The following is a 23,263-nucleotide window of genomic DNA, read 5'->3' on the forward strand; positions in this document are numbered from 1 at the left end:
TACCAAGATAATTGGACAGCAAGGAGAATCGTAAAGGATAGGTGCAATGGCTGCTGAAATTCGAAAAACCCTTCTGACCGTCGAAACGATCCTGATCGAAGGTGGCCGCGCCGCGCCGCGCCCCCTGAAGCTCATTGCGGCGGCGGCCGTCGTCCGCAATCCCTGGGCGGGCCGTGGCTTTGTCGAGGATCTGAAGCCCGAGATTCATGCGGTCGCTCCGGAACTGGGCGAGTTGCTGACGAAGATGATCATCGATACAACGGGCTCTGGCGAGGCGGTCGAGGGTTATGGCAAGGCGGCGGTTGTCGGGCTGGATGGCGAGCTGGAGCACGCCAACGCACTGATCCACACCCTGCGGTTCGGCAACCATTACAGAAGCGCGGTCGGGGCGAAGTCCTATCTGGCTTTCACGAATACACGCGGCCCCGCCAACTCCCCGATCCTGATCCCGCTCATGGACAAGAACGACGAAGGCCGCCGGTCGCACTACCTGACCATCCAGTTCGCCATTCCCGACGCTCCGGCGGCGGATGAAATCGTGGTGGCGCTCGGAGCCTCCATCGGCGGCCGCCCGCATCACCGTATCGGCGACCGCTATCAGGATCTGAAGGATCTGGGTCATGACGTTTCGAACCCTGCCGCTGTCTGACGGCAGTATCGTTCGGCTGATCGAGAGTGGTCCGCGTGGCGGCGCGAACAGCGCGCCGTTGCTGCTTATCCACGGTGTAGGAATGCGCGCGGAGGCATGGAAGCCGCAGATTGAGGAGCTTTCGCGCAGTCACCATGTGATCGCCGTCGACATGCCCGGCCATGGCGGCAGTTCACCTTTGTCGCCGGATGCGCGCCTGCCAGATTTCGTCGGCTGGGCTGCGCGTCTGGTAGAGGCGCTGGGAGAGGGGCCGGTCAATCTGGCGGGCCATTCGATGGGCGCTCTGGTATCCGCCGGGCTCGCCGTGGAGCGTCCCGATCTGGTCGTGCGCGTCGCGCTGCTGAATGCGGTCCATCGGCGCAGTCCGGAAGCGCGGAACGCAGTCATCGCCCGCGCCGCCGAGATATCCGGTGGAGACGGACGCATCGACGGGCCGCTTTCTCGTTGGTTTGGCGACGATCAGGATGATATCCGCGCCATGGTGGCCGACTGGCTGGCCGGGATGGATCTCCGGGGTTACGCGACGGCGTACCGCTCTTTCGCGGAGGGCGACACCGTCTATGCCGATCGCTTGTCGCAGATCCGTTGTCCCGCACTGCTGCTGACTGGCGAGCATGATCTCAACTCCAGCGCGCAGATGAGCCGCGACATGGCGGCGGCCATTCCGCTGGGCGAGGCGGTGATCGTTCCCGGCCATCGTCATATGGTCAACCTGACCGCTCCCGCCATCGTCAACGATGCCCTGAAAGACTGGCTCAGCCGGAGTATAGCCTATGACTGCGTTTGATCCGCGCGCCCTGCGCGACGCCTTCGGGTGTTTCATGACCGGCGTCACAGTGGTCACCACCACGGGCCCCGCCGGCGAGCCTGTCGGCTTCACGGCGAACTCGTTTTCCTCCGTCTCCCTCGATCCGCCGCTGCTGCTCGTCTCGATCGGCCGCAGCTCGCGCAACTTCGCGCATTTCGTCAACGCCGGGGGATTCGCGGTCAACGTGCTGGCCGAGGGTCAGAAAGAGGTTTCCAGCACATTCGCGCGGCCCGTCGAGGATCGCTTCGCGGACGTCGAATGGCATGCCGGGCCCGCGGGCTCGCCGGTGATCGCGGGGGCGTCGGCCTGGTTCGACTGCACCCTGTGGCAGACGGTCGAAGCCGGCGATCATGTCATCCTGCTGGGGGAAATAAGGGGCTTCTCCGCCTCGCATGAGCCGGGGCTGGGCTACTACCGGGGCGCCTACATCACCCCGGCCGCGACGGCCGCGCAGCTCCCGGCTGGTCCCGATGTCGTGATCTCGGCCATCGTCGAGGCGGCGGGGCAGGTGTTGCTTCTGGATGACGGCGCCGGCCGCTTGAGCCTGCCGGAAGCACGTGTCGGCCGTGATGGCGTCAGGCCGGCTCTGGAGAAACTGCTCGCCAGCGTGGCGCCGGGCGCGGCTTCCGGGGAAATCTATGCCGTCTATGAAGGCGAAGCCGAAGGACGGCAGCATATCGCCTTTCGTTGCGCCGCAACCTCGCCGGAGGCGTCACGCGGCGCATTCATTCCGCTCGAAACCGCCTGTCTGAAGGCGGTGGGCGACCCGGCCACGCGATCGATGCTGGACCGGCTTGCGACCGAAGCAAGGCTTGGCAACTACGGCGTCTACTTCGGGTCGCATGCCGAAGGTCAGGTTACACGCAAATAGAGAGGACACGGCATGAAGTTTTCGCTCTTCATCCACATGGAACGTGTGTCGGCGGATCAGGACCAGAAAACGCTCTACGAGGAAATGCTGGAGCTTTGCCGCATCGCCGACGAGGGCGGCCTGTACGCCATCTGGACCGGCGAACACCACGCCATGAATTTCACCATCTCGCCGAATCCGTTTCTGAACCTGATCGACATCGCGCGACAGACGAAGAACGTGCGCCTTGGCACGGGCACGGTGGTCGCCCCGTTCTGGCATCCGATCCGGCTGGCGGGCGAAGCGGCGATGACCGACCTGATCACCGGCGGCCGGCTGGAGCTGGGCATTGCGCGCGGCGCTTACAGCTTCGAGTACGAGCGGATGCTGCCCGGGCTCGACGCATGGGGCGCGGGCCAGCGCATGCGTGAACTGATCCCCGCCATCAAGAAGGTGTGGCAAGGCGATTACGAGCATCAGGGCGATTTCTGGCAGTTTCCCAAAACGACGAGTGCTCCGCTGCCGGTGCAGAAGCCGCATCCGCCGATCTGGGTTGCAGCGCGTGATCCCAACAGCCACGAATTCGCCGTGGAGAACGGCTGCAACGTGCAGGTCACGCCGCTGCATCTGGGCGATGAGGAAGTCGAGAGCCTGATGGAGCGCTTCAACGCCGCCTGCGAGAAGTTCCCCGATCAGCCCCGCCCGCAAATCATGGTGCTGCGTCACACCTATGTCGCCGACAGCGAGGCAGATGCACAGCGCGGCGCTGAAGAACTGAACCTGTTTTACAATTATTTCGGCGCGTGGTTCAAAAACGAACGTCCGATCTCGATGGGCCTCATCGAGCGGCTGACGCCGGAAGATGTCGCCGCCCATCCGTTCTATTCGCCCGAAGCGATGCGCAGGAACCAGATCGTTGGCGAGGCTCCCGAGGTCATCGCCCGCATCAAATCCTACGAGGCGCTGGGCTATGACGAATTCAGCTTCTGGATCGACAGCGGCATGAGCTTCGAGCGCAAACGCGCCTCGCTGGAGCGTTTCATCCGGGATGTCATCCCGGCTTTCGGGTGACCGGCATGCAGAGTTTTCAACACTATATCGACGGGCGCTTCGAGGACGGGGCGGCGACCTTTGAAAGTCTCGATCCGGCTGATGGCCGCCCCTGGGCGCTGATGCCCGACGCCAGCGCGGCGGATGTGGACCGTGCGGTGCGCGCTGCCGATCGGGCGTTTACCGATCCCCGGTGGGCGGGGTTGACGGCGACCGCGCGCGGAAAGCTGCTGATGCGGCTTGCCGAACTGGTGGAGGAGGCCGCGCCGCGTCTGGCGCGCCTGGAAACCCGTGACACCGGCAAGATCATCCGCGAGACATCGGCCCAGATCGCCTATGTGGCGGAGTATTATCGCTATTATGCGGGGTTGGCCGACAAGATCGAAGGCGCGCACCTGCCGATCGACAAGCCGGATATGGAAGTCTGGCTGCGGCGCGAACCCGTGGGCGTCGTGGCGGCCATCGTGCCATGGAACAGCCAGCTTTTCCTGTCCGCCGTGAAGATCGGCCCGGCGCTGGCGGCCGGTTGCACGCTGGTCGTCAAGGCCAGCGAGGATGGTCCCGCGCCGTTGCTGGAATTTGCGCGACTTATCGATCAGGCCGGTTTCCCACCCGGCGTGGTCAATGTCCTGACTGGCGGTCCAGGGGCCGGCGCGGCGCTGACCACACATCCGAAGGTCGCGCATATCGCCTTCACCGGTGGGCCGGAAACCGCGCGCCACATCGTGCGCGGCTCGGCTGAGAATCTGGCCAAAACCTCGCTGGAGCTTGGCGGCAAATCTCCTTTCATCGTCTTTGACGATGCCGATCTCGACTCCGCGGCGAATGCGCAGGTCGCGGGTATCTTCGCCGCCACGGGCCAGAGCTGCGTCGCAGGTTCCAGGCTTCTGGTCCAGGAGAGTATTCGCGAGGATTTCCTCGCCCGGCTGAAGGCAAAGGCCGAGGCCGTCACGATCGGCGCGCCCGACGATATGGCGACCGAGGTCGGCCCGCTCTGCACCCGTCGCCAGCGCGACCGGATAGAGGGCGTTGTCGCGGCCTCCGTCGCCGGCGGCGCAAGGCTCGTGACCGGCGGTGCGGCGATTGCCGGTGACGGGTTCTACTTTCCTCCCACCATTCTCGACTGCTCGTCCGTGCCGGATGCGTCATCGGTGACGGAGGAGCTTTTCGGCCCGGTCCTCTCGGTCGTGAGCTTCAGGGATGAGGACGAGGCGCTGCATCTGGCGAACGACACACGCTATGGCCTGGCATCCGGCGTGTTCACGCGTAGCCTGACCCGTGCGCATCGCATGATCAGGGGCATTCGCGCCGGCATTGTATGGGTCAACACCTACCGCGCCGTGTCGCCCATCGCGCCCTTTGGCGGGCATGGATTGTCCGGGCACGGGCGCGAAGGCGGCCTCGCCGCCGCGCTGGATTACACGACGGTCAAGACGGTCTGGCTGCGAACCTCGGACGCTCCCATTCCGGACCCTTTCGTCATGCGTTGACCATCACGCATTGAACGGTTCCGACACGGCAACAGCTGGTCGAATAAAGTGAAAATCAACAATGGAGGGTTACGTTATGAAAATGAAAGCGCTCGTTGTCGCTGCCGCCCTGACGCTCGCGGGCGGTGCGGCACAGGCACAGCAGATGGTCTTCACCTCGTGGGGCGGCACGACACAGGACGCCCAGACCAAGTACTGGGCGAAGCCCCTGACCGAAGCCACCGGCATTGCCGTGGTGCAGGATGGCCCAACCGACTACGGCAAGATCAAGGCGATGGTCGAGGCCAACGCCGTTTCGTGGGATGTGGCCGATGTGGAGTTCGACTGGGCGCTTCAGGCCGGCCAGAAAGGGCTTCTTGAGCCGCTCGATTTCACCGTGATCGACCGGGCGCAGCTCGATCCGCGTTTCGTTTCGGATTATGCGGTGGGGTCGTTCTACTATTCCTTCGTTCTGGGCTACAACTCCGCCGCTTTCCCCGGCGAAAAGCCCGCGACGCTGGCCGATCTGTTCGACACCAAGAAGTTTCCCGGCAAGCGCACCTTCTACAAATGGTCCGCCCCCGGTGTGATCGAGGCGGCGCTTCTGGCCGACGGCGTCAAGCCCGAGGATCTCTACCCGCTGGATATGGAGCGGGCTTTCGCCAAGCTCGACACGATCAAGAAAGACATCATCTGGTGGGAGGGCGGCGCGAAGAGCCAGCAATTGCTGGCGTCCGGCGAGGCGCCGATCGGCTTTTTCTGGAACGGGCGCGTGGCGGCGCTTCAGGCTGACGGCATGAACATCGGCATAAGCTGGGATCAGAACATCACCGCAGCCGACGCGCTCGTCGTGCCGAAAGGCACCAAGAACAAGGAAGCCGCGATGCGGTTCATCGCCGCCGCCACCGCCGCCAAGGCACAGGCCGACTTCGCGGCCGACACGGGCTATGCGCCCATCAACACGGGGTCGGCCGCGCTGATGAAGCCTGATGTCCGCGCGACCCTTCCCGACCAGCAGAACGCCTTGCAGATCAACGCCGACATGGCCTACTGGGCCGCGCATCGCGATGAGATCGGCAACCGCTGGTATGCCTGGCAGGCGCGCTGAAACCCGTCTTCGACACCTGCCCGAAGGCCTTGCGGCCTTCGGGCGACATGCCGGCGCGATCGGGAGGAAATATCGCTATGAGCATCATCCGCCTGGCTTTGCCCAACCGGGGGCGCGGGGGCTCGGGCCTGGCGCTGGCCATGCCGGCGGTCCTGCTTCTTCTGGCATTTTTCGTGATACCTGTGGCCATGCTTCTGCTGCGCTCGATCACGGAGCCTGAACCGGGCCTGCAGAACTACGCCGCGCTGGTCGGGTCGCCGACTTACGCCAAGGTTTTCCTGAATACGTTTTTCGTCGCCGGGATCGTGACGCTGATCACCGTGCTGATCGCCTTTCCGGTGGCCTGGGCGCTGACGATCATGCCCCGTCCCTGGGCCGCCGTCATCTTCGCGATCATCATCCTGTCGATGTGGACCAACCTTCTGGCGCGCACCTATGCATGGATGGTGCTGTTGCAGCAGACGGGACTCATCAACCGGATTCTGATCTCCATCGGCATCATCGACCAGCCACTGCAACTGACCAACAATCTGATCGGCGTGACCATCGGCATGGTCTACATCATGCTGCCCTTCATGATCCTGCCGCTTCTGGGCGTGATCCGGAAGATCGATCCGTCCATTCTTCAGGCGGCCGCGCTGTGCGGCGCGACGAGGTGGCAGGCGCTGACCAGGGTCCTGCTGCCGCTTGCGACGCCCGGCATCGCCTCCGGCGGGCTGATGGTCTTCGTCATGTCGCTGGGCTACTTCGTTACCCCCTCTCTGCTCGGCGGCACGGCCAACATGATGCTGGCCGAACTCATCGCCCAGCAGGTGCAGAGCCTTGTGAACTGGGGCATGGGCGGCGCGGCGGCCTTCATCCTGCTCGTCGTCACGCTCGGTCTCTATGCCGTGCAACTGCGGTTCTTCGAAGCCAGAGAGGGGACGCGCTGATGCTTCTCGATTTTCGCAAGCTCGGCGCATGGAAGTGGGCGCTTTCGGCGATCTGCGGGCTGATGACGCTGTTCCTGCTCCTGCCGATCCTTTTCATCGTGGCCCTGTCCTTCGGCAGTTCTCGCTGGCTCATCTTTCCACCGCCGGGCTGGACCTTGCGCTGGTATGAGGAGCTTTTCGCCGATCCGCGCTGGATAGACGCGGCGATGACCTCGGCCAAGATCGCGGTCATCGTCATGGTGCTGTCGGTGGTGCTGGGCCTGCTGGTGTCGCTGGCGCTGGTGCGCGGGCGTTTCCGGGGCAGGGCGGTGCTGCGCGCCTTCTTCCTCACGCCGATGGTCCTGCCGGTGATCATCGTCGCGGTGGCGCTTTACGCGGCCTTTCTGCGGCTGGGGCTCAGCGGCACGCTCGTGGGCTTCGTGATCGCCCATCTGGTGGTGGCGCTGCCGTTTTCGATCATTACCATTTCGGGCGCGCTGGAAACCTTCGATCCCGCCATTGAGGACGCCGCCATCCTCTGCGGCGCGAGCCCGTGGGAGGCGCGTCTGCGCGTGACCATGCCGTGCATCAGCCACGGCCTGTTCTCGGCGGCCATCTTCTCGTTCCTCATTTCATGGGACGAGGTGGTGCTGGCGATCTTCATGGCCTCGCCCTCGCTCCAGACGCTGCCGGTCAAGGTGTGGACCACGCTCAGGCAGGACCTGACACCGGTGATCGCCGCGGCCTCCACGCTTCTCATCGCGCTGACGGTGCTTCTGATGGTCATCGCCGCCCTGATCCGCAAAGGTAAAGCAAGATGACAACACCCTTTCTGCATATCAACGGCCTCCGCAAGGTCTACGGCAATGTGGTCGCCACCGACCATGTCGAGCTTGCTATCTCGAAGGGCGAATTCATGACCTTCCTCGGCCCGTCGGGCTCGGGAAAGTCGACCACACTCTATATTCTTGCGGGCTTTCAGGACCCCACCGCCGGCGACATCCTGCTGCAGGGCCGCTCGTTGCTGTCGACGCCGTCGCACAAGCGCAACATCGGCATGGTTTTCCAGCGTTACACGCTGTTTCCGCATCTCAGCGTGGGCGAGAACGTCGCTTTCCCGCTGCGCGTGCGCCGCGCCGGCAAGGACGAGATCGACCGGAAGGTGAAGAAGGCGCTCAAGCTCGTGCGTCTCGACGGGTTCGAGGATCGGATGCCTGCCAACATGTCTGGCGGCCAGCAGCAGCGCGTCGCCCTGGCGCGGGCGCTGGTCTACGATCCGCCTGTGCTGTTGATGGACGAGCCGCTTTCGGCGCTGGACAAGAAGCTGCGCGAGGAAATCCAGTTCGAGATCCGCCGGATCCATCAGGAAACCGGGGTCACGATCCTCTACGTCACCCATGATCAGGAGGAGGCATTACGGCTGTCCGACCGGATCGCCATCTTCAACAAGGGCAAGATCGAGCAGGTCGGCACCGGGCCGGAGCTTTACGCTAACCCGGCCACGCATTTCGTCGCCGACTTCATCGGCGACAGTGCGTTTCTGGGCGGCGAGCTGGCCGCTGTCGCCGACGACCGGGCTACCCTGCGCTTCGCCGACGGTGAGGTGCTGGCGGGGGTTCCGCTGCATGGAACGGGAACGGCGGGAGACAAGGCCGAGCTGATGTTGCGGCCGGAGCGGATCGAGCTGGCTGCCGGTCCCGGACGCGAGGGCGCGACGCTGCCGGTCGTTGTAGAGGATGTCACCTTCCTTGGCAACAACAGCACCGTCACCGCCCGCACCGGTTGGGGCGACGCGCTGACGGTGCGTTTGAACTTCGGCCATCCGATGATCGGCTCCGTCGCGCGCGGCGACAGGCTGCACGTGCAGTGGCAGCCCAAAGATGCTCACGTTTTTGTAAAGCCATAAGCGATGCAACTGAACGATCCGAGCCTGCTCTGTACGGATGCCCATGTCGGGGCACGTCGTGCTCCGGAGCCGCTCGCGGACGTAACGACTGCACCCGCGCGGACGAGCGAGGAGCGCGCCGCCACAATACCGGGCTGATCTCCATGGAACTTGCGCCTTTCGGCGGCATCAAGCAATCCGGCCTTGGGCGCGAAGGCTCGCATTACGGGATCGAGGATTATCTGGAGCTGAAAGACGCCTGCCTCTCGATATGAGCGCGTCACAGGCATCAAGGACCGGGGAGATTTGGCCTTCGGCCGAGCGCGCGCATGTGCGGAAAACGCTCCCTGGCTCATGTTGTTATCTCATGGCAATGACAACCTGAGACAGGTTTTGATATTGAACGAATGCTTGTCGATTAAATGATTTCATTTAATCAGAACGTTCTCTACGGAAAAATGGTCCGAAACCAGATCTGGCTGACGACCTGTGTCGCGTCATCGACGGGTAACAGCTTCTCGTCATCTGCCGGATGCGCATACCATACATAGGCGGATTGCTCGGTCATCGACGCCAAGGCTTCGAGAGACGTCCTGACGGGCCTCCCGCTGATCTCGGTTATGCCATGGTCGCGGCGCAATGCGGCGGCTACGCGGACTATATGACTTTCCCGCATATACCACCACATTTTATTGTACCGTTTATCTACCATCGTTGCTTCGATGAAGGCGCGCATGACCTTGCGGTGAGTAAGGTAGTGCGACAGGTACCCGTGATTGGATTCCAGAATCGTTTCATAGGGGGCGGTGCGAAACGTGTACCGGCCGTTGCCGCGGCTGGCCGCGTAAAGCTCGCCATGAATGCCGTGGATGATAGCCAGGAAGACATCATCCTTGTTGTCGAAATAGCGGTACAGCGCACCCATCGACAGATCGGCCTTCTCCGCCAGGTCGCTCATGCGCATGGAGACATATCCTGCGTCGCCAAAGACTTCGCGGCCGCTCTCAAGGATACGCGCCAGTGTGGCTCGCCCTTTGGGCGTGGTGGGTTGCGGCAGGTTCGGTTCTGCTGGTTTTTCCATCGTTCCAGACATTTAAAAAAGTGACATCACTCTTGTTTTTATGTGGCAGTTAGCATAGGCTCAACCCAATCAAAGGACAACCGACGATGATGAACATCGCGGGGGAATCGGGACAAATGCCATGGTGCTTTTATCTGCCTCGGAAGCCGCGTCGTGCGCTTCCGAAAAGGGAGCCGTATTGCTGGGCGATATATCCGTTGCCTTCAAACGCTTTGGCGAAGGGCAACCCGTCATATTCGTTCATGGCCTGGCTGAAGACAAGGAAAGCTGGTCGGGGGTCGTGGCGCGCCTGCCCCGGGGTATCCGCGCTCATCTGCTCGATCTGCGCGGACATGGAGGCTCCACTGTCGGAGAGGGAAACGGAACCGTATCCCAGCTTGCCGGTGATCTCACGGCCTATCTGGAAGAGGTGACGGGGCCCGCCGCCTGCGTCGGCTTCTCGTTGGGCGGAGTGGTGGCTCTGGAGGCCGCCTTGCAGCGCCCGGATCTGGTTCGCCGCGCCATCGTCATCGGCGCGTCGAGCAAGGTAGGGCGCGCCGCGGCGGGCTTTTTCGAGGCGCGCATCCAGCAGGCCATGTCGGATATCGACGGGTTTCGCCGCGCACTCGCGGAGGATACGGACGCGCAGGTCGTGTGCAACCGGCAGGATGTTGCGGCCATTGCCGCCCGTCGGATTGCCGCCGTGGGCGATGGTGCCGGTTATGTCAACGCGGCGCGCGCCATGGTGGGGCTGGCAGCCGTGTCTATGACCGAAAGGCTGCGCGACATTCGGGTGCCGGTCCACATCATCCAGGGTGAAAACGATGTCTTCTGTCCGCTAAAGGCGGCACAGATCATGCGCGATGCCATGCCGGACGCAGGCTACACCAATATCCCCGACGCCGGGCACCTGATCGCAGCTGATCAGCCCGATTTGTTGGCCCGGGAACTGTCCCGCTTGATCATTCAAAAGCATGGGAGAAGCAGATGAGCGATAGGAAGGTCGCAATAGTTACCGCCGCCGCCGGTGCGGGTATAGGCTCGGCCGTGGCCCGCCAGCTCGCCGCGGACGGCATGCAAGTCGTGATCACCGACCTGCACGAAGGGCGTATGACCAAACTCTCCGAGGAGTTGTCGCAGGTCTCCGGGGTGGAGTGCCCGTCCTACAAGCTGGATGTCAGCGATCATGCCGAGGTCGAGGCGGTATTCGGCGCGGTGGCCGACCGTTTGGGACGGATCGATGTCCTCGTCAACAACGCCGGCTGGTCCAAGATCGAACCCGTTGCCGAGATGTCCCTCGACACCTGGCAACGGTGCCTTGCCATTGACCTAACCGGGACATTCAGCTGCATGCGCTTCGCGCTGCCGCACATGATCGCTGCCCGCTCGGGGGCGATCGTCAACATCTCGTCGATTTCCGGTTGGGAAATGACCACCGAGCACGGCGCGGCCTACTCCGCGGCCAAGGCGGGCGTCATGGCGCTGACCCGTGTGGCCGCAGCCGAGAACGGCAAGCATGGCATTCGCGTCAACGCCATCGCGCCAGGGCTGATCTACAACGACTTCCTGCGCCGCATTTATCCCGACGAATTTTTCGACAGTTATCTCGAAAAGAAGGCAGTCGTTAACCGGCTCGGCCGCCCTGAGGACATAGCGCATCTTGTGTCGTTCCTCGTCGATGACGTTAAAGCGGGATATATTACTGGAGAAACATATGGTGTGAGCGGCGGAGTGCATCCGCATGCTTGACAGGAACGACATTTTCGTCGGCGCTGCCCCCTCGGCCTGCAGTCTATTGGGCGCTTTCCGGCGCCGTGATCTCTCGCCGGTCGAAGTTGCCGGTGCGTCGCTGGAACGGATCCGCGATTGCGACGACACGCTCAAGGCCATGGTGCTCGTGCTCGACCAACTTGCGCTGACCCAGGCGAGGCAGGCCGAGGACGCATGGCGGACGGGGGATTCGGCGCCGCTGGCCGGCGTTCCGATCACCATCAAGGACACCTTCGATATCGCGGGATCCGTCACCACGCGGGGGTCGCTGATACACAGTCGACACCGCGCCTTCGAGGACAGCGGTGCCGTGCGGCGGTTGCGCGCCGCGGGGGCGGTTTTTGTCGGGAAGACCAACACGGCCGAGTTCGGCCAGTCCGCCACCTGCGAGAACCGTCTCCCGCAGGTCACCCGCAACCCGTGGAATCTGCGCGCGACACCGGGAGGCTCAAGCGGCGGGGCGGCTGTGTCGGTGGCGGCGGGATATGTGCCGCTGGCGCTCGGCGCCGACGGCGGCGGCTCCATCCGCATCCCCGCCGCCATGACAGGCATCTTCGGCTTTAAACCGAGTTACGGGCTTTGCGCCGACGAGGGCGGCTTCCGGGCCATGAGCGAGTTCGCCTGTGCCGGCCCCATGTCGCACGAGGTTGCCGATGCGCGGCTCTTCCTGTCGGTTCTCGCGGACAAGGATTTGCCGCGCCAAAGCGTTCGTGAAGCGTTGCGCATCGGACTGTGCGTTTCGCCCGACGATCATCCCGTGGATCCCGGTATCCGCGCGGCAGTGGTGAAGGCGGCCGCCGCTCTCCGTGATCTCGGGCATGAGGTCGAGGAGATCGATCTGGATCTGCGCGGCTGGGATGAAGTGTTCAATGCTCTGGTTCTGGCTGAGGAATGGCGCGAACGCGGGTTCATGCTCGATTATTGCGGCGACGACCTGAGCGACTACGCGCTGGCGAGCTTGCGCGCCGCGACGAGCCTGAGCGTCGAGCAGGTTGCTGCGGCGCGCAGCCGGCACGCCGGGTACCGAGCACGCATTGCCGGGCTGTTCGACGGGTTCGATGTCCTGCTGACGCCGGCAACCGCCTCGCCGGCGTTTACTATCGGAGCGCGCCCGCGTGAGATCGACGGGCAGAGGGTCAGCGGCCTTTGGGGGGCGTTTCCTTTCACCAGCCCGTTCAACGTCGGGGGAAATCCGGCGGCGGCGATCCCCTGTGATACGACCGGCGGGCTGCCGGTTTCGGTCCAGCTCGTCGGGCGCGCCGGGCAGGATGGGCCGCTCCTCGATCTAGCGGAGGATCTGGAGGAGGCGTTGACGTTCGGCGAGCGGATCGCGGCACTGCAGTTCACAGGGCGGGTCGGGAATGGATGACCTGCGCGTCGAAACGCCGGGCGACGGCGTCCGCCTGCTCGTACTCTCCCGCGATGCGCGGCGCAATGCGCTCTCGCGCAAGCTGATCGGCGCGCTGCGCGACGCTGTCGCCGCAGCGCGGGTCGAGGGTTTGCGGGCCATCGTCATCGCTGCTGAGGGGCGTGTCTTCTCCGCCGGCGCGGATTTTGCGGAGCTGGACGGCAGCGTGGCGGATATCGCCTTCGACGAGGAGATGTCGGCGCTCACCGCGAGCCTGCGGGACAGCGCGCTGATTTCCGTTGTGGCGATCAACGGCGCATGTATCGGCGCGGGGCTCGACCTCGCACTCGCCTGCGACTTCAGGGTCGCCTCGCCCGATGCGATCTTCGCCCTTCCCGCGGTGCGGATGGGGATCCTCTACAATCCGCGGCGGCTGGCGCAGATACTGCCACGGATGAGCCATGCGGCCGCCACGCGGCTGCTGCTGCTCGCCGAGCGGCTGGACTGCACTGACGCCCGGATCGGCGGGATCGTCACCCATGTCGCGGATCGGCCGGGTGCGGATGCGGTGCGCGAACGCGCGTTGGAAATCGCCGCAGCAGCGGTGGGGCTTCCCTCGCTCGCGCAGGAAGCAGCGAAGGCCTTCGTCGCATCGTGCGAAAGCCCCGATTTCAAGGTTGCGGATTGGGAGGCACGGCGGCTCGAACTGCTGGCTTCAGACCAGCGGCGAGAGGCGCTGGAGCAAGCAAGGACGAAAAAATGAAGCATCCGGAAACATTTCACGATCTGATCGGCCTCGACCTCGGCACGCAGGAGATCGGCTGGACCGAGAAGGACGCGATCCTCTATGCCCTGGCCTGCGGGGCGAGGGCGCACGAACTCGATCTGGTCTATGAGCGCGACCTGCGGCCTCTGCCCGGCCTTGTAAGCGCGCTCGGCTTGTGGGCGGTGGAGCGGTGCGGCGATCTGGGCGTATACGACCGGAAGAAGTCGCTACATGTGTCCCAGGGGATTGATATCCACGCGCACGAGGGCGGCGCATTTCTGCCGCGCAGTGCACGTTTTCCCGCTCGGGCACGGGTCGCGGCGGTATGGGACAAAGGCAAGGCTACCATCGTCGAGATCGAGGTCACCAGCGTATTCTTCAGCGCCACCTATTCCATATTCCTGCCCGGCATCGGGGGCTGGGGAGGGCTGAACGCGCCTGCTCCCGCCAAAGCGGACGCATTGCCCGCGCTGGCGCCGCTGGCCGAGTACGCGACATCGCCAGAGCAGGCGGTGCTTTATCGGCTGACCGGAGATCTGCATCCGGTGCACGTCGATCCCGAGATAGCACGCGGCTACGGCTTCGATCGGCCGATCCTGCACGGGCTGTGCACGCTTGGCATAGCGCTGAAACTGCTGGGGCCGGCGTTCGGCGATCATCCAGCCGCGTTGCAGGCCGCGACCGCGCGCCTGAGTTCACCTGTGTTGCCCGGTGATGTCCTGACGCTGCGCGCCGCGCCGCAGGAGGGAGGCGTGGCGTTCGACGTCGTCGTAGGAGATCGGCAGGTGCTCAAGGACGGCTGGGCCCGCTACGCGCCTGGAAGCTGAAGCGATTTCGGATTAGACGGAATCGCTTGATCAATAAGAAATCCTTAAAAATCAAAAAATTAGAGGAATTTCGCGTTTTAACGAAAGCAGGGCGCCTCTAAAGAGCGATCAAACCAGAGAGGGAATATATAAATGAAAAATTCCATTTGCAGGGCGGCCATGGTGTTCACGTTGGCGCTTTGGCCTCTTGGACATGCACTGGCCGACAGCATCAGGATCGGCGAGATGTCATCCTATTCCGCCAACCCGCAATCGACCGATGCCTATCGCAAGGGTTGGGAGCTGGCGGTCAAGGAGATCAATGCCGCTGGCGGCGTGCTCGGCAAGCCCCTTGAGGTCATCTCGCGCGACGATACGGGCAAGCCCGACGCCGGGCTGCGCGCCGCGCAGGAACTCGTGACCAACGAGAAGGTCGCCTTGCTGACGGGTACCTATCTGTCGCATGTCGCGGTTGCGGTGGCGGATTTCGCCAACACCAACAAGATCTTCTTCCTCGTCGGCCAGCCGCAGAGCGATGCGCTGGTGTGGGAGAGGGGTAATCGTTACACGTTCCGTCTGTTCAACAGCAACCGCTCCCAGGTTCTGGCGCTGGCGAAGATGGCGGCCGAGCTGCCGGCGAAGCGCTGGGCGACGATCGCGCCGAACTATGAGTTCGGTCAGTCGGCGGTTGCCGGGTTCCGCCAGGAGCTGCAGCGTCTTCGTCCCGATGTCGAATTCGTCAACGAGCAATGGCCGGCTCTCGGCAAGCTGGAGGCCGGCGCAACCGTTCAGGCCATGATCGCAGCCCGCCCCGACGCGGTGTTCAATGCGACGTTCGGAGCCGATCTGGCGAAATTCGTTCGCGAGGGCAACATGCGCGGCCTGTTCGAGGGGCGCGAGGTCTTTTCGGTGCTGACGGGGCTGCCCGAGTATCTTGAGCCCCTGGGCAACGAGGCGCCGGCGGGTTGGATCGTTACCGGCTATCCGGCGGAGCAGGTCGACACGCCAGCACACAAGGCGTTCCGCGATGCCTACGAAAAAGCCTACGGTCTTTCGCCCAAGGTCGGTTCGCTGATCGGCTACAGCGAGATGCAGGCCATCAAGGCCATCATCGAGAAGGCGGGCAGCACGGACACCGAGGCCCTGATCGCCGCGGCGCGCGGGGTGAAGTTTGAAACACCTGTCGGCCCGCTGACGTTCCGGCCGCAGGATCATCAGTCGACGTTCGGCTTCTTCATCGGAAAGCTCGCCGTCGAGAACGGCAAGGGCAAGATGGTCGACTGGAAGTTCTACGACGGCGCCGACTATCAGTTGCCCGACGACGTCGTCAAGACGCTTCGTCCCCACGCAGCAACCCAGTAACCGGCGAGGCGGCCGGTCGCACCGACATGGCCGCCACCCGTGCCGACAGACGCAAAACCCGCGCCCCCCGAGATGTGTCCGCGCGCGTTTCGCGACGGACGGGGTTTGTCCGCAGTGCCGAGGACCGAAGGTCATGTATGACGCATCCACGCTGTTCGTTCAGCTTCTGAACGGCCTATCCTACTCATCGACGCTGTTCCTTGTCGCTTCGGGACTGGCGCTGATCTTCGGTGTCTCGAAGATCGTCAACTTCGCCCACGGTTCATTCTACATGCTGGGCGCCTATGTCGCCCTGACGGTGATCAGCATCATGCCGAACACCGCATATGGCTTCTGGGGCGGGGTGCTCATCGCCGCGCTGATCGTGGGGGTGGTCGGCTGCCTGATCGAGGTCACGATCCTGCGGCGCATCTACAGCGCGCCGGAGGTGTTCCAGATCCTCGTCACCTTCGGACTGGTGCTGGTATTCCAGAACCTGATCTTCGAGTTCTGGGGGCCGGACGAGGTGCTTGCGCCGCGCGTGCCGGGCCTGCGCGGGGCGGTGACGATCTTCGGCGAGCGCATCCCGCAGTACAATATCGTGCTGATCTTCGTGGGCCCGATCTTCCTCGGGCTGCTGTGGTGGCTTACCCACCGCACCCGCTGGGGCCGGCTGATCCGGGCGGCAACCCAGGATCGCGAGATGGTCGCCTCGCTCGGCGTGAACCAGACGACCCTGTTCACCGTCGTGTTCTTCATCGGCACCTTTCTGGCGGGGCTTGCGGGCGCGCTGCAGATCCCCAAGGAATCCGCCAATCTCCAGATGGATATCAACATCGTCGTCGACGCCTTCGTGATCGTGGTGATCGGCGGCATGGGCTCGATCCTTGGTGCGTTCCTCGCCGCCGTGTTGGTGGGGGTGATCAATGCCTTCGGCGTCCTGTTCTTTCCGCAGGCGGTGTCGGTGCTGATCTTCCTCGTGATGGTGCTGATCCTGATCTTCCGCCCCAACGGCCTCATGGGCGGACGCCTGATACCGCAGCGCCCGAGCGATCTGTCCATCGATCAGCCGTTCCGCCCGCAGTCGCGGCGCGCGCAGCAGGCGACGCTTGCCGTCATCCTCGCGCTGGCGCTGCTGCCCCTGCTGGCGCCGATCTACGTGGAGGTGATGATGACGGAGGTCTTCATCCTGGCTATATTCGCCAGCAGCCTGCACTTCCTTCTGTCGGTCGGCGGCATCGTCTCCTTCGGGCACGCCGCTTATTATGGGCTCGGTTCCTATGCGGCCGCGCTCGTGGCGACGCGCCTCGGCCTGCCGATGGGGGCGGGGATCGTGGCGGCGATGCTGGCCGCCGCGTTGGGCGGCGTGGTGTTCGGCTGGTTCTGCACCCGCCTCAGGGGTGTCTATCTCGCCATGCTGACGCTGGCGTTTGCGCAGATCCTGCACGCGCTGTCGGTGCAGATGGTGTCGTTCACCGGCGGTGATAACGGCATCGTCGGTCTTGCCCGCCCCGCATGGCTGAATTCCCACGTCGCCTACTACTATCTGGCGCTCGGCGCGGTGGTGGTTGCTACCTATCTGATGCGGCGGGCGCTCTACGCACCCTTCGGCTACGCATTTCGATCCGGCCGTGACTCGCTGCCGCGCTCCGCCGCGATCGGCATCAACGTCGCCCTCATCCAGTGGGGCGCCTTTGTTCTGGCGGGCGCCTTCGCCGGGCTTGCGGGCGCGTTGATGGCCTATCACCGCGGTTCCGTCTTCCCGACGGATTTCTCCGTCGCGACTACGGTCGATGCGCTGGTGATGGTGCTGGTGGGCGGGGTGCAGTCCGTCAGCGGGCCGCTGATCGGCGCCCTTGGCTATCACATCGTCTCGGTCGAGTTGATCCGCAACCTCTCCGACTACTGGCGGCTGATACTCGGCATCTTCATCATCCTGTTCGTGCTCAAGATGCCTCAGGGGATCGTCGGCGCGTTCATGGGCCGCTTCGGAAAGGGTGAGAGATGAGCACTCTGACAGTCAACGGTATCAGCAAGTCGTTCTATGGCGTCAAGGCGGTGCAGGGCGTGTCCTTCGAGATCGGTCCGGGCCAGATAATGGCGCTGATCGGGCCGAATGGTGCCGGCAAGTCGACCTGCTTCAACATGCTGAACGGCCAGCTTCGCCCTGATACCGGTTCAGTGACCTTCGGCGGGCACGACATCACCGGCAGTGCTCCGAGCGAGATATGGCGCCATGGGGTCGGGCGCACTTTTCAGATCGCGCAGACCTTCGGCTCGATGACAGTGCGCGAGAATGTGCAGATGGTGCTGCATTCGGTCAATCGCCGCCTGTGGGGGCTTTGGTCGCCGCTCATGGCGGGCTATGCCGCGGAGGCGGATGAGCTTTTGGAGGCGGTCGGCATGCAGGAACAAGCCGATCGAGCCTGCTGCGTTCTGGCTTATGGCGACGTGAAGCGGCTGGAGCTGGCGATGGCTCTCGCTAATCGCCCGCGGCTTCTGCTGATGGACGAGCCGACCGCGGGCATGGCGCCCAAGGAGCGTAACGAACTGATGAGCCTCACGGCCCGTTTGGTGACTGAGCGCGGCCTGTCGGTTCTTTTCACCGAGCACAGTGTCGATGTCGTGTTCGAGCATGCGAACACGGTCGTGGTGATGTCGCGTGGCCAGTTGATCGCCAGGGGAACTCCCGAGGAAATTCGCGAGGATCCGTTGGTACAGGAGGTCTATCTGGGCAGTGGCGCTTTCCTCGAAACATCGGGTATCGGACAATGAACACACCAATACTGGAAGTGAACGGTCTGAATGCGTCCTATGGGCGAGCCCAGATCCTGTTCGACGTGAGTCTCAAGGTCCATCCCAACGAGGTCGTCGCCGTCATGGGGCGTAACGGGGCCGGAAAGTCGACGACCTTTAAGGCGATCATGGGCCATCTGCGCAACCGTTCAGGTTCGGTGCGACTGCGCGGCGAGCAGATCGAGAAGCTGCCGGTCTATCAGGTAGCCCGGCGCGGCCTCGGCTTCGTCCCTGAGGACCGGCGTATATTCTCGGAGCTGACGGTGCTTGAGAATCTCGACCTCGGGCGCCAGCCTCCGCGCGACGGCGCCGCGACATGGACGATTGAGACGCTGTTCGAGGTGTTCCCGAACCTCGCCGCGATGCCGCATCGCCCCGGTTCGGACATGAGCGGCGGCGAACAGCAGATGCTCACCATCGCGCGCACCCTGATGGGCAATCCCTATCTCGTGCTTCTCGACGAACCCTCCGAGGGCGTGGCGCCAGTGATCGTCGAGCGTCTGGCGCGCCTCATCCTCGATCTCAAGGCACAGGGGCTGACGATCCTGCTCTCCGAACAGAACCTCGCTTTCGCGGCAGCGCTGGCGGATCGCGTGTATGTGCTCGACCGCGGGCAAATCGTCTTCGACGGTACCATGGCGGAACTCTCGGCCAACGAGGCTGTCTGCCGCGCTTATCTGACGATGTAGGAAGGAAAACGCAATGTCCGATCACGAAATCTCCGCCCACGACGCCGCTGCCGACGAGGTTTCCGCTATCGTCGAGGGCGTGCGGCAATTCGTGCGCCGCGAGATCGCGCCCCGCGTCGCACGGCTGGAGGAAGCCGACGGTTTTCCGCAGGACGTCGTCGACGCCATGGCCGGGCTTGGCCTGTTCGGCATGGTCATCCCCGAAAGCCACGGCGGGCTCGACCTTCCGCTCGCGGATTATGTGGCGATCATGGAGGAGCTGGCGGCGGGCTGGTCCGCGATGCCCAGTTTCCTCAACAGCCACTGCACTGTGGCACGGTTGATCGCGCTTTACGGCACCGAGGCGCAGAAGGCGCGCTACCTGCCGCAACTGGCCGACGGGTCGCGGCGCGGCGCGATCGTGCTGACGGAGCCTTCGGCCGGTTCCGATCTGAAGCAGATCCGCACCCAGGCGGTGCCGCAGCCTGACGGCAGCTATGTGCTGAACGGCCAGAAGACCTTCATCACCAACGGGCTGCGCGCCGGCCTGCACATCGTCCTCGCACGCGCGCCCGCCGTCGACGGAAAGGGGCCGATCAGCCTCTTCATCGTCGAGCCGGAAACGCCGGGCTTCGAGGTGACGCGCGTCATCGACAAGATGGGGTTCAAGCACGTCGATACGGCGGAACTGCGCTTCGATGACGTTCGCCTCGGGGCGGACGCCCTGCTCGGCGGGGAGACGGGCAAGGGGCTGCCGCAGGTGCTGTCGATGCTCGAAACCGGCAGGCTCGCCATGGCGGGGACGGCGCTTGGCATGGCGCGCCAGGCGTTGTCGATCGCCCTGCAATACGCCAAGGACCGGGAAGCCTTCGGCCAGCCGATCGCGGGGCATCAGGCGGTTCAGATCCACCTGGCCAACATGGCGACCCAGCTCGTCGCGGCGCGGGCGCTGCTCGGGGAGGCGTTGCGCCACAAGGCACGATACGGGCGCGCGGACATGTTCGCCTCCATGGCGAAGCTTTTCGCCACCGAAACCACCATGCAGATCACCCAGGATGCCATGCGCGTGCTGGGCGGCTATGGCTATGTCGCTGAGTTTCCCATCGAGCGCCTTTACCGCGAGGCGCCCATCTACGTGCTGACCGAGGGCACTAACGAGATCCAGCGCATCATCATCGCACGCGAGATGATCAAGGCCGACGGACCCGAGCGACTCGGCCTCGTATGAGCGGCCGGCAAATGATCAGCCGGCAAGTGATCAGCCGGCAAGGAGCAGGAGCATGAATTTTACCGATATCGTCTCGCCGGTGCTGCGCCATGCAGCCGCGCGGCCCGATCACCCCGCTTTCGTGTTCAACAATGAGATCACGTCCTATGGGGCGCTGGTGGATGAGGGGCGCCGGGCCGCGACCGCGTTGCTGGATGCCGGCATCCAGAAGGGCGATCGTGTTGCCGTGTTGTCCGCGAACCGGCCCGAGATCTTCTCGCTCTACCTGGGCATGGCCATGATCGGCGCCGCCATCGTGCCCGTGAACGCGGATTTCGCCCCTCATGAAATCCGCTATATCCTCGATCACTGCGGGGCGAAGCTGCTGATTGAGGCCGACGAACTGACGCCGACGGTCGAGCGTGCCGTCGAGGAGCTGGAGCCCGCTCCCCTGCGCGAGACCTTCGACGGATTTCTCGCGCGGGCCAGGGCAGCCGAGCCCTGTATGGAGCCGCAAGCGGCGGCGGGGAATGATCTCGTCCTCCTGTGCTACACATCGGGCACGACCTCCACGCCGAAGGGCGTCGCGGCGACCCATGCCAACGAGCTTGCGTCGGGCCTCGCTTACAGCGGCATGTGGTGCATCGGTCCCGAGGATCGCATCCTGGTGATGCTGCCGCTGACGTTCAGCTACGGCTTTCACGCCGCGACTTACGTCGCCCTGCTGAGCGGCGCGACGGTGCTGCTCGCGCCGAAGTTCCATCCGCGCCTCGCGCTGGAGGCCATCGAGAACCTGCGGCCCACGGTATTTCTCGGCGTGCCGACGATGTACGCCATGATGGCCGACGTGGCGCGCAAGGACGGGCGGTGTTACGACGTTTCCTCGCTGCGGCTGTGCGCAGCCTCGGGGGCGGCGCTCAACGAGCAGATCGAGGCGGATTGCCGGCAGTCCATCGGCATCACGGTTCGCCCCTATTACGCGATGACGGAGGTGCGGCCGATCTTTTCATTCGACCTGCGTCTGGCCAGCCAGCCGCCCGCGGGCTCGGTCGGCCGCCTGATCGCGCCGACCGAGATCCGCCTGGTCGACGACAAGGGCGCCGAGGTGCCGGGGGGCGAGGTGGGCGAGCTATGGGTGCGCGGCCCGAGCTTTTCGGGAGCGTACTACCGCGATCCGGTCCGCACCGCCGAGGCGATGACGGACGGATGGTTCCGCACCGGCGATCTGGTCGCATGCGAGGAGGGGAATTTCTTCATCGTCGGGCGCAACCGCGATCAGATCATCTCGGGCGGTGCCAAGATTGCACCCATCGAGGTCGAGAACGCGCTGCTCGCCCATCCCGGCATCGCCGCCGCGGCCGTGGTCGGCAGCCCCGATCCGGTTTTTGGGCAGGTGGTGAAGGCGGTCGTCGTCAAGGCCGATCCCGAATTGAACGAGGATGACGTTCTCGTCCATTGCCGCAGCTGCATCGCCGAATACAAGGTGCCGCGCATCGTCGCCTTCCTCGACGAGCTGCCCGTCGCGCCGTCGGGCAAGGTGCAGAAGTCCAAGCTGGTCTGACCATGGCGAAGTCCGCATCCGCGAGCGCTGCGATCGTCATGCGAGGCGTGCTGGCGGGGATTGCCGCGGCGACGATCTGGAGCGGGTGGTATGTCCTTGCCCGGCATGGCGTCACGGCTGGCGGGCTGGACCCCTACGACCTGGCGGCGCTCCGGTTTATGGTGGCCGCGCCGATCCTGATGCTGCTGGTGCGTCGGGTTCCCTTTCCCATGGTCAAGCTGCCGCTTGCGCTGCTGATGACGCTCGGCGTCGGACCGCCGTTCGTCATCCTTGTCGGCCATGGTTTCCTCGCCGCCCCGGCGCTGTTCGGAGGGGCCGTTTCGGCAAGCTCGGGCGTGGTGTTCACGCTGCTCGGCGGCACGCTGTTTCTGGGGGAGCGCCTGAGCAGAGTACAAGCCGGCGGTATTGCGATAACCCTCGTGGGCCTTGTGTGGCTGGCAATGGCTGCGGGCGGGAGCGGCCACATAGGCTATTTCCTGGCGGGCGGGGTTCTGTGGGCCGTGTACGGCGTAGCGTTCCGCCGCAGCGGCCTGACCGCGCTGGAGGCGGTGACAACGGTGGCGCTCCTCTCGGCCCTCGTTTACCTGCCGTTCTACTTCTGGCTGGCTGGCGCGCGGATACTGGCGGCCACGTCACAGGAACTCGTGCTGCAAGGGCTGGGGCAGGGCGTTTTAACAGGTATCGTGGCGCTTGCGCTGCATGCCTGCGCGGTGGCCGATCTGGGGGCCATCAAGGGTGCGCTGTTCCAGTCGTTGGTTCCGGCGTTCACCCTGATACTCGCGGCTGCCTTTCTGAGGGAGATACCCGATCCGGCCGAAATCGCCGCGATACTGATCATCCTGTGGGGTGTGTATATGGCGCTGAAGTACCGGGCATGAAGCGACGGGCATTCAAAGCTCCCGTCGTTTCAGATAGTTGGTTGGGCGCCGTTGCGTCCTTCTTTTCCTTGTCTCATGGAGTGCCGCAGGTCGATGACCGGTGCCTTTGACCTCGCCGTTCCCCTGCTAGAATCTGTCTTGTTTACGTTGAAACAGGACAGATTCTCGTTTCCTTATCTTGAGCGAATTCTGATCGGAACGCGCTCTCATCAGGCTCTCCAACATCTGTGAGAAGCACCGTGTTTAGGAGGCAGGCAACTGGCAGCTCACATCCCGCCATGTGCCGGCGCCGGTCGCCGTCTTCGTCCGCGCCAACCCAATCAGTGCCTGCG

At 64.1% G+C, this 23,263-nt stretch carries 22 protein-coding genes and 1 pseudogene; 22 read left to right on the top strand and 1 reads right to left on the bottom strand.

The window, feature by feature from the left end:
• Window positions 1-46: 46 nt before the first annotated feature.
• The 10 genes and pseudogenes from ACFFJ7_RS00095 to ACFFJ7_RS00140 all read left to right on the top strand — a co-directional run.
• Window positions 47-649: an amino acid synthesis family protein gene (locus ACFFJ7_RS00095; RefSeq protein ID WP_166953494.1), complete on the top strand. Its 603-nt coding sequence runs from the start codon at window positions 47-49 to the stop codon at window positions 647-649.
• Window positions 621-1,436: an alpha/beta fold hydrolase gene (locus ACFFJ7_RS00100; RefSeq protein ID WP_166953496.1), complete on the top strand. Its 816-nt coding sequence runs from the start codon at window positions 621-623 to the stop codon at window positions 1,434-1,436. The genes ACFFJ7_RS00095 and ACFFJ7_RS00100 overlap by 29 nt, the downstream gene beginning before the upstream one ends.
• Window positions 1,423-2,328 (top strand): flavin reductase family protein, encoded by a 906-nt coding sequence (locus ACFFJ7_RS00105; protein WP_377590078.1) that lies wholly within the window; start codon window positions 1,423-1,425, stop codon window positions 2,326-2,328. The genes ACFFJ7_RS00100 and ACFFJ7_RS00105 overlap by 14 nt, the downstream gene beginning before the upstream one ends.
• Window positions 2,329-2,340: 12 nt before the next feature.
• Window positions 2,341-3,378, top strand: coding sequence for an LLM class flavin-dependent oxidoreductase (locus tag ACFFJ7_RS00110; RefSeq protein ID WP_377590081.1), 1,038 nt, complete (start codon window positions 2,341-2,343; stop codon window positions 3,376-3,378).
• A 5-nt stretch (window positions 3,379-3,383) separates the two neighbouring features.
• Window positions 3,384-4,847 (top strand): aldehyde dehydrogenase, encoded by a 1,464-nt coding sequence (locus ACFFJ7_RS00115; RefSeq protein WP_377590083.1) that lies wholly within the window; start codon window positions 3,384-3,386, stop codon window positions 4,845-4,847.
• Between the two features lie 76 nt (window positions 4,848-4,923).
• A complete protein-coding gene (locus ACFFJ7_RS00120; protein ID WP_377590085.1) occupies window positions 4,924-5,934 on the top strand; it encodes an ABC transporter substrate-binding protein in 1,011 nt (336 codons plus the stop codon).
• 77 nt (window positions 5,935-6,011) lie between these two features.
• Window positions 6,012-6,866, top strand: coding sequence for an ABC transporter permease (locus ACFFJ7_RS00125; protein ID WP_166953506.1), 855 nt, complete (start codon window positions 6,012-6,014; stop codon window positions 6,864-6,866).
• Window positions 6,866-7,666, top strand: coding sequence for an ABC transporter permease (locus ACFFJ7_RS00130; protein WP_377590088.1), 801 nt, complete (start codon window positions 6,866-6,868; stop codon window positions 7,664-7,666). The genes ACFFJ7_RS00125 and ACFFJ7_RS00130 overlap by 1 nt, the downstream gene beginning before the upstream one ends.
• Window positions 7,663-8,751 (top strand): ABC transporter ATP-binding protein, encoded by a 1,089-nt coding sequence (locus tag ACFFJ7_RS00135; protein WP_377590091.1) that lies wholly within the window; start codon window positions 7,663-7,665, stop codon window positions 8,749-8,751. Before ACFFJ7_RS00130 ends, ACFFJ7_RS00135 begins: the two co-directional genes overlap by 4 nt.
• A gap of 110 nt (window positions 8,752-8,861) precedes the next feature.
• Window positions 8,862-9,005 (top strand): annotated as a pseudogene (locus ACFFJ7_RS00140) (aldehyde dehydrogenase family protein); the annotation flags it as partial.
• A 173-nt stretch (window positions 9,006-9,178) separates the two neighbouring features.
• Here the strand turns inward: ACFFJ7_RS00140 and ACFFJ7_RS00145 are convergent.
• Window positions 9,179-9,811 carry a TetR/AcrR family transcriptional regulator gene (locus tag ACFFJ7_RS00145; protein ID WP_377590093.1) on the bottom strand — a complete coding sequence of 211 codons (633 nt, stop codon included), beginning with the start codon at window positions 9,809-9,811 and terminating at the stop codon, window positions 9,179-9,181.
• Window positions 9,812-9,932: 121 nt separating this feature from the next.
• On the opposite strand from ACFFJ7_RS00145, the gene ACFFJ7_RS00150 reads away from it, so the two are divergent.
• The 12 genes from ACFFJ7_RS00150 to ACFFJ7_RS00205 all read left to right on the top strand — a co-directional run bounded on the left by ACFFJ7_RS00150 (window position 9,933) and on the right by ACFFJ7_RS00205 (window position 22,931).
• The gene (locus ACFFJ7_RS00150) at window positions 9,933-10,781 is read left to right on the top strand and encodes an alpha/beta fold hydrolase (RefSeq protein WP_166953514.1); all 849 of its coding nucleotides are present in this window, start codon (window positions 9,933-9,935) and stop codon (window positions 10,779-10,781) included.
• Window positions 10,778-11,539 carry an SDR family NAD(P)-dependent oxidoreductase gene (locus ACFFJ7_RS00155; RefSeq protein WP_166953516.1) on the top strand — a complete coding sequence of 254 codons (762 nt, stop codon included), beginning with the start codon at window positions 10,778-10,780 and terminating at the stop codon, window positions 11,537-11,539. Before ACFFJ7_RS00150 ends, ACFFJ7_RS00155 begins: the two co-directional genes overlap by 4 nt.
• On the top strand, window positions 11,532-12,929 hold the full coding sequence (locus ACFFJ7_RS00160) for an amidase (protein ID WP_377590096.1): 1,398 nt from the start codon (window positions 11,532-11,534) through the stop codon (window positions 12,927-12,929). Before ACFFJ7_RS00155 ends, ACFFJ7_RS00160 begins: the two co-directional genes overlap by 8 nt.
• On the top strand, window positions 12,922-13,671 hold the full coding sequence (locus tag ACFFJ7_RS00165) for an enoyl-CoA hydratase/isomerase family protein (RefSeq protein WP_166953520.1): 750 nt from the start codon (window positions 12,922-12,924) through the stop codon (window positions 13,669-13,671). The genes ACFFJ7_RS00160 and ACFFJ7_RS00165 overlap by 8 nt, the downstream gene beginning before the upstream one ends.
• Window positions 13,668-14,501, top strand: coding sequence for a MaoC/PaaZ C-terminal domain-containing protein (locus ACFFJ7_RS00170; protein ID WP_377590099.1), 834 nt, complete (start codon window positions 13,668-13,670; stop codon window positions 14,499-14,501). The genes ACFFJ7_RS00165 and ACFFJ7_RS00170 overlap by 4 nt, the downstream gene beginning before the upstream one ends.
• A 132-nt stretch (window positions 14,502-14,633) precedes the next feature.
• Window positions 14,634-15,842, top strand: a complete 1,209-nt coding sequence (locus tag ACFFJ7_RS00175) for an ABC transporter substrate-binding protein (protein WP_166953524.1) — start codon at window positions 14,634-14,636, stop codon at window positions 15,840-15,842.
• 133 nt (window positions 15,843-15,975) lie between these two features.
• On the top strand, window positions 15,976-17,829 hold the full coding sequence (locus ACFFJ7_RS00180; protein WP_377590101.1) for an ABC transporter permease: 1,854 nt from the start codon (window positions 15,976-15,978) through the stop codon (window positions 17,827-17,829).
• Window positions 17,826-18,596 carry an ABC transporter ATP-binding protein gene (locus ACFFJ7_RS00185; protein WP_166953528.1) on the top strand — a complete coding sequence of 257 codons (771 nt, stop codon included), beginning with the start codon at window positions 17,826-17,828 and terminating at the stop codon, window positions 18,594-18,596. Before ACFFJ7_RS00180 ends, ACFFJ7_RS00185 begins: the two co-directional genes overlap by 4 nt.
• Complete coding sequence (locus ACFFJ7_RS00190) at window positions 18,593-19,306, top strand: ABC transporter ATP-binding protein (protein ID WP_166953530.1); 714 nt, start codon at window positions 18,593-18,595, stop codon at window positions 19,304-19,306. The genes ACFFJ7_RS00185 and ACFFJ7_RS00190 overlap by 4 nt, the downstream gene beginning before the upstream one ends.
• Window positions 19,307-19,319: 13 nt before the next feature.
• Window positions 19,320-20,513, top strand: coding sequence for an acyl-CoA dehydrogenase family protein (locus ACFFJ7_RS00195; RefSeq protein ID WP_377590104.1), 1,194 nt, complete (start codon window positions 19,320-19,322; stop codon window positions 20,511-20,513).
• A 52-nt stretch (window positions 20,514-20,565) separates the two neighbouring features.
• The gene (locus ACFFJ7_RS00200) at window positions 20,566-22,053 is read left to right on the top strand and encodes a class I adenylate-forming enzyme family protein (RefSeq protein WP_377590106.1); all 1,488 of its coding nucleotides are present in this window, start codon (window positions 20,566-20,568) and stop codon (window positions 22,051-22,053) included.
• Window positions 22,054-22,055: 2 nt separating this feature from the next.
• A complete protein-coding gene (locus tag ACFFJ7_RS00205; protein ID WP_377590108.1) occupies window positions 22,056-22,931 on the top strand; it encodes a DMT family transporter in 876 nt (291 codons plus the stop codon).
• Window positions 22,932-23,263 lie beyond the last annotated feature (332 nt).

Origin of the sequence: Pseudochelatococcus lubricantis (genome assembly GCF_042432495.1) — a bacterium.
GTDB lineage: Bacteria > Pseudomonadota > Alphaproteobacteria > Rhizobiales > Beijerinckiaceae > Pseudochelatococcus > Pseudochelatococcus lubricantis.

What these genes read in the sequence shown, in the direction of transcription:
- ACFFJ7_RS00095 (WP_166953494.1), top strand. Translation starts at nt 47, where the DNA reads ATGGCTGCTGAAATTCGAAAAACCCTTCTGACCGTCGAAACGATCCTG.
- ACFFJ7_RS00100 (WP_166953496.1), top strand. Translation starts at nt 621, where the DNA reads ATGACGTTTCGAACCCTGCCGCTGTCTGACGGCAGTATCGTTCGGCTG.
- ACFFJ7_RS00105 (WP_377590078.1), top strand. Translation starts at nt 1,423, where the DNA reads ATGACTGCGTTTGATCCGCGCGCCCTGCGCGACGCCTTCGGGTGTTTC.
- ACFFJ7_RS00110 (WP_377590081.1), top strand. Translation starts at nt 2,341, where the DNA reads ATGAAGTTTTCGCTCTTCATCCACATGGAACGTGTGTCGGCGGATCAG.
- ACFFJ7_RS00115 (WP_377590083.1), top strand. Translation starts at nt 3,384, where the DNA reads ATGCAGAGTTTTCAACACTATATCGACGGGCGCTTCGAGGACGGGGCG.
- ACFFJ7_RS00120 (WP_377590085.1), top strand. Translation starts at nt 4,924, where the DNA reads ATGAAAATGAAAGCGCTCGTTGTCGCTGCCGCCCTGACGCTCGCGGGC.
- ACFFJ7_RS00125 (WP_166953506.1), top strand. Translation starts at nt 6,012, where the DNA reads ATGAGCATCATCCGCCTGGCTTTGCCCAACCGGGGGCGCGGGGGCTCG.
- ACFFJ7_RS00130 (WP_377590088.1), top strand. Translation starts at nt 6,866, where the DNA reads ATGCTTCTCGATTTTCGCAAGCTCGGCGCATGGAAGTGGGCGCTTTCG.
- ACFFJ7_RS00135 (WP_377590091.1), top strand. Translation starts at nt 7,663, where the DNA reads ATGACAACACCCTTTCTGCATATCAACGGCCTCCGCAAGGTCTACGGC.
- ACFFJ7_RS00145 (WP_377590093.1), bottom strand. Translation starts at nt 9,811, where the DNA reads ATGGAAAAACCAGCAGAACCGAACCTGCCGCAACCCACCACGCCCAAA.
- ACFFJ7_RS00150 (WP_166953514.1), top strand. Translation starts at nt 9,933, where the DNA reads ATGGTGCTTTTATCTGCCTCGGAAGCCGCGTCGTGCGCTTCCGAAAAG.
- ACFFJ7_RS00155 (WP_166953516.1), top strand. Translation starts at nt 10,778, where the DNA reads ATGAGCGATAGGAAGGTCGCAATAGTTACCGCCGCCGCCGGTGCGGGT.
- ACFFJ7_RS00160 (WP_377590096.1), top strand. Translation starts at nt 11,532, where the DNA reads ATGCTTGACAGGAACGACATTTTCGTCGGCGCTGCCCCCTCGGCCTGC.
- ACFFJ7_RS00165 (WP_166953520.1), top strand. Translation starts at nt 12,922, where the DNA reads ATGGATGACCTGCGCGTCGAAACGCCGGGCGACGGCGTCCGCCTGCTC.
- ACFFJ7_RS00170 (WP_377590099.1), top strand. Translation starts at nt 13,668, where the DNA reads ATGAAGCATCCGGAAACATTTCACGATCTGATCGGCCTCGACCTCGGC.
- ACFFJ7_RS00175 (WP_166953524.1), top strand. Translation starts at nt 14,634, where the DNA reads ATGAAAAATTCCATTTGCAGGGCGGCCATGGTGTTCACGTTGGCGCTT.
- ACFFJ7_RS00180 (WP_377590101.1), top strand. Translation starts at nt 15,976, where the DNA reads ATGTATGACGCATCCACGCTGTTCGTTCAGCTTCTGAACGGCCTATCC.
- ACFFJ7_RS00185 (WP_166953528.1), top strand. Translation starts at nt 17,826, where the DNA reads ATGAGCACTCTGACAGTCAACGGTATCAGCAAGTCGTTCTATGGCGTC.
- ACFFJ7_RS00190 (WP_166953530.1), top strand. Translation starts at nt 18,593, where the DNA reads ATGAACACACCAATACTGGAAGTGAACGGTCTGAATGCGTCCTATGGG.
- ACFFJ7_RS00195 (WP_377590104.1), top strand. Translation starts at nt 19,320, where the DNA reads ATGTCCGATCACGAAATCTCCGCCCACGACGCCGCTGCCGACGAGGTT.
- ACFFJ7_RS00200 (WP_377590106.1), top strand. Translation starts at nt 20,566, where the DNA reads ATGAATTTTACCGATATCGTCTCGCCGGTGCTGCGCCATGCAGCCGCG.
- ACFFJ7_RS00205 (WP_377590108.1), top strand. Translation starts at nt 22,056, where the DNA reads ATGGCGAAGTCCGCATCCGCGAGCGCTGCGATCGTCATGCGAGGCGTG.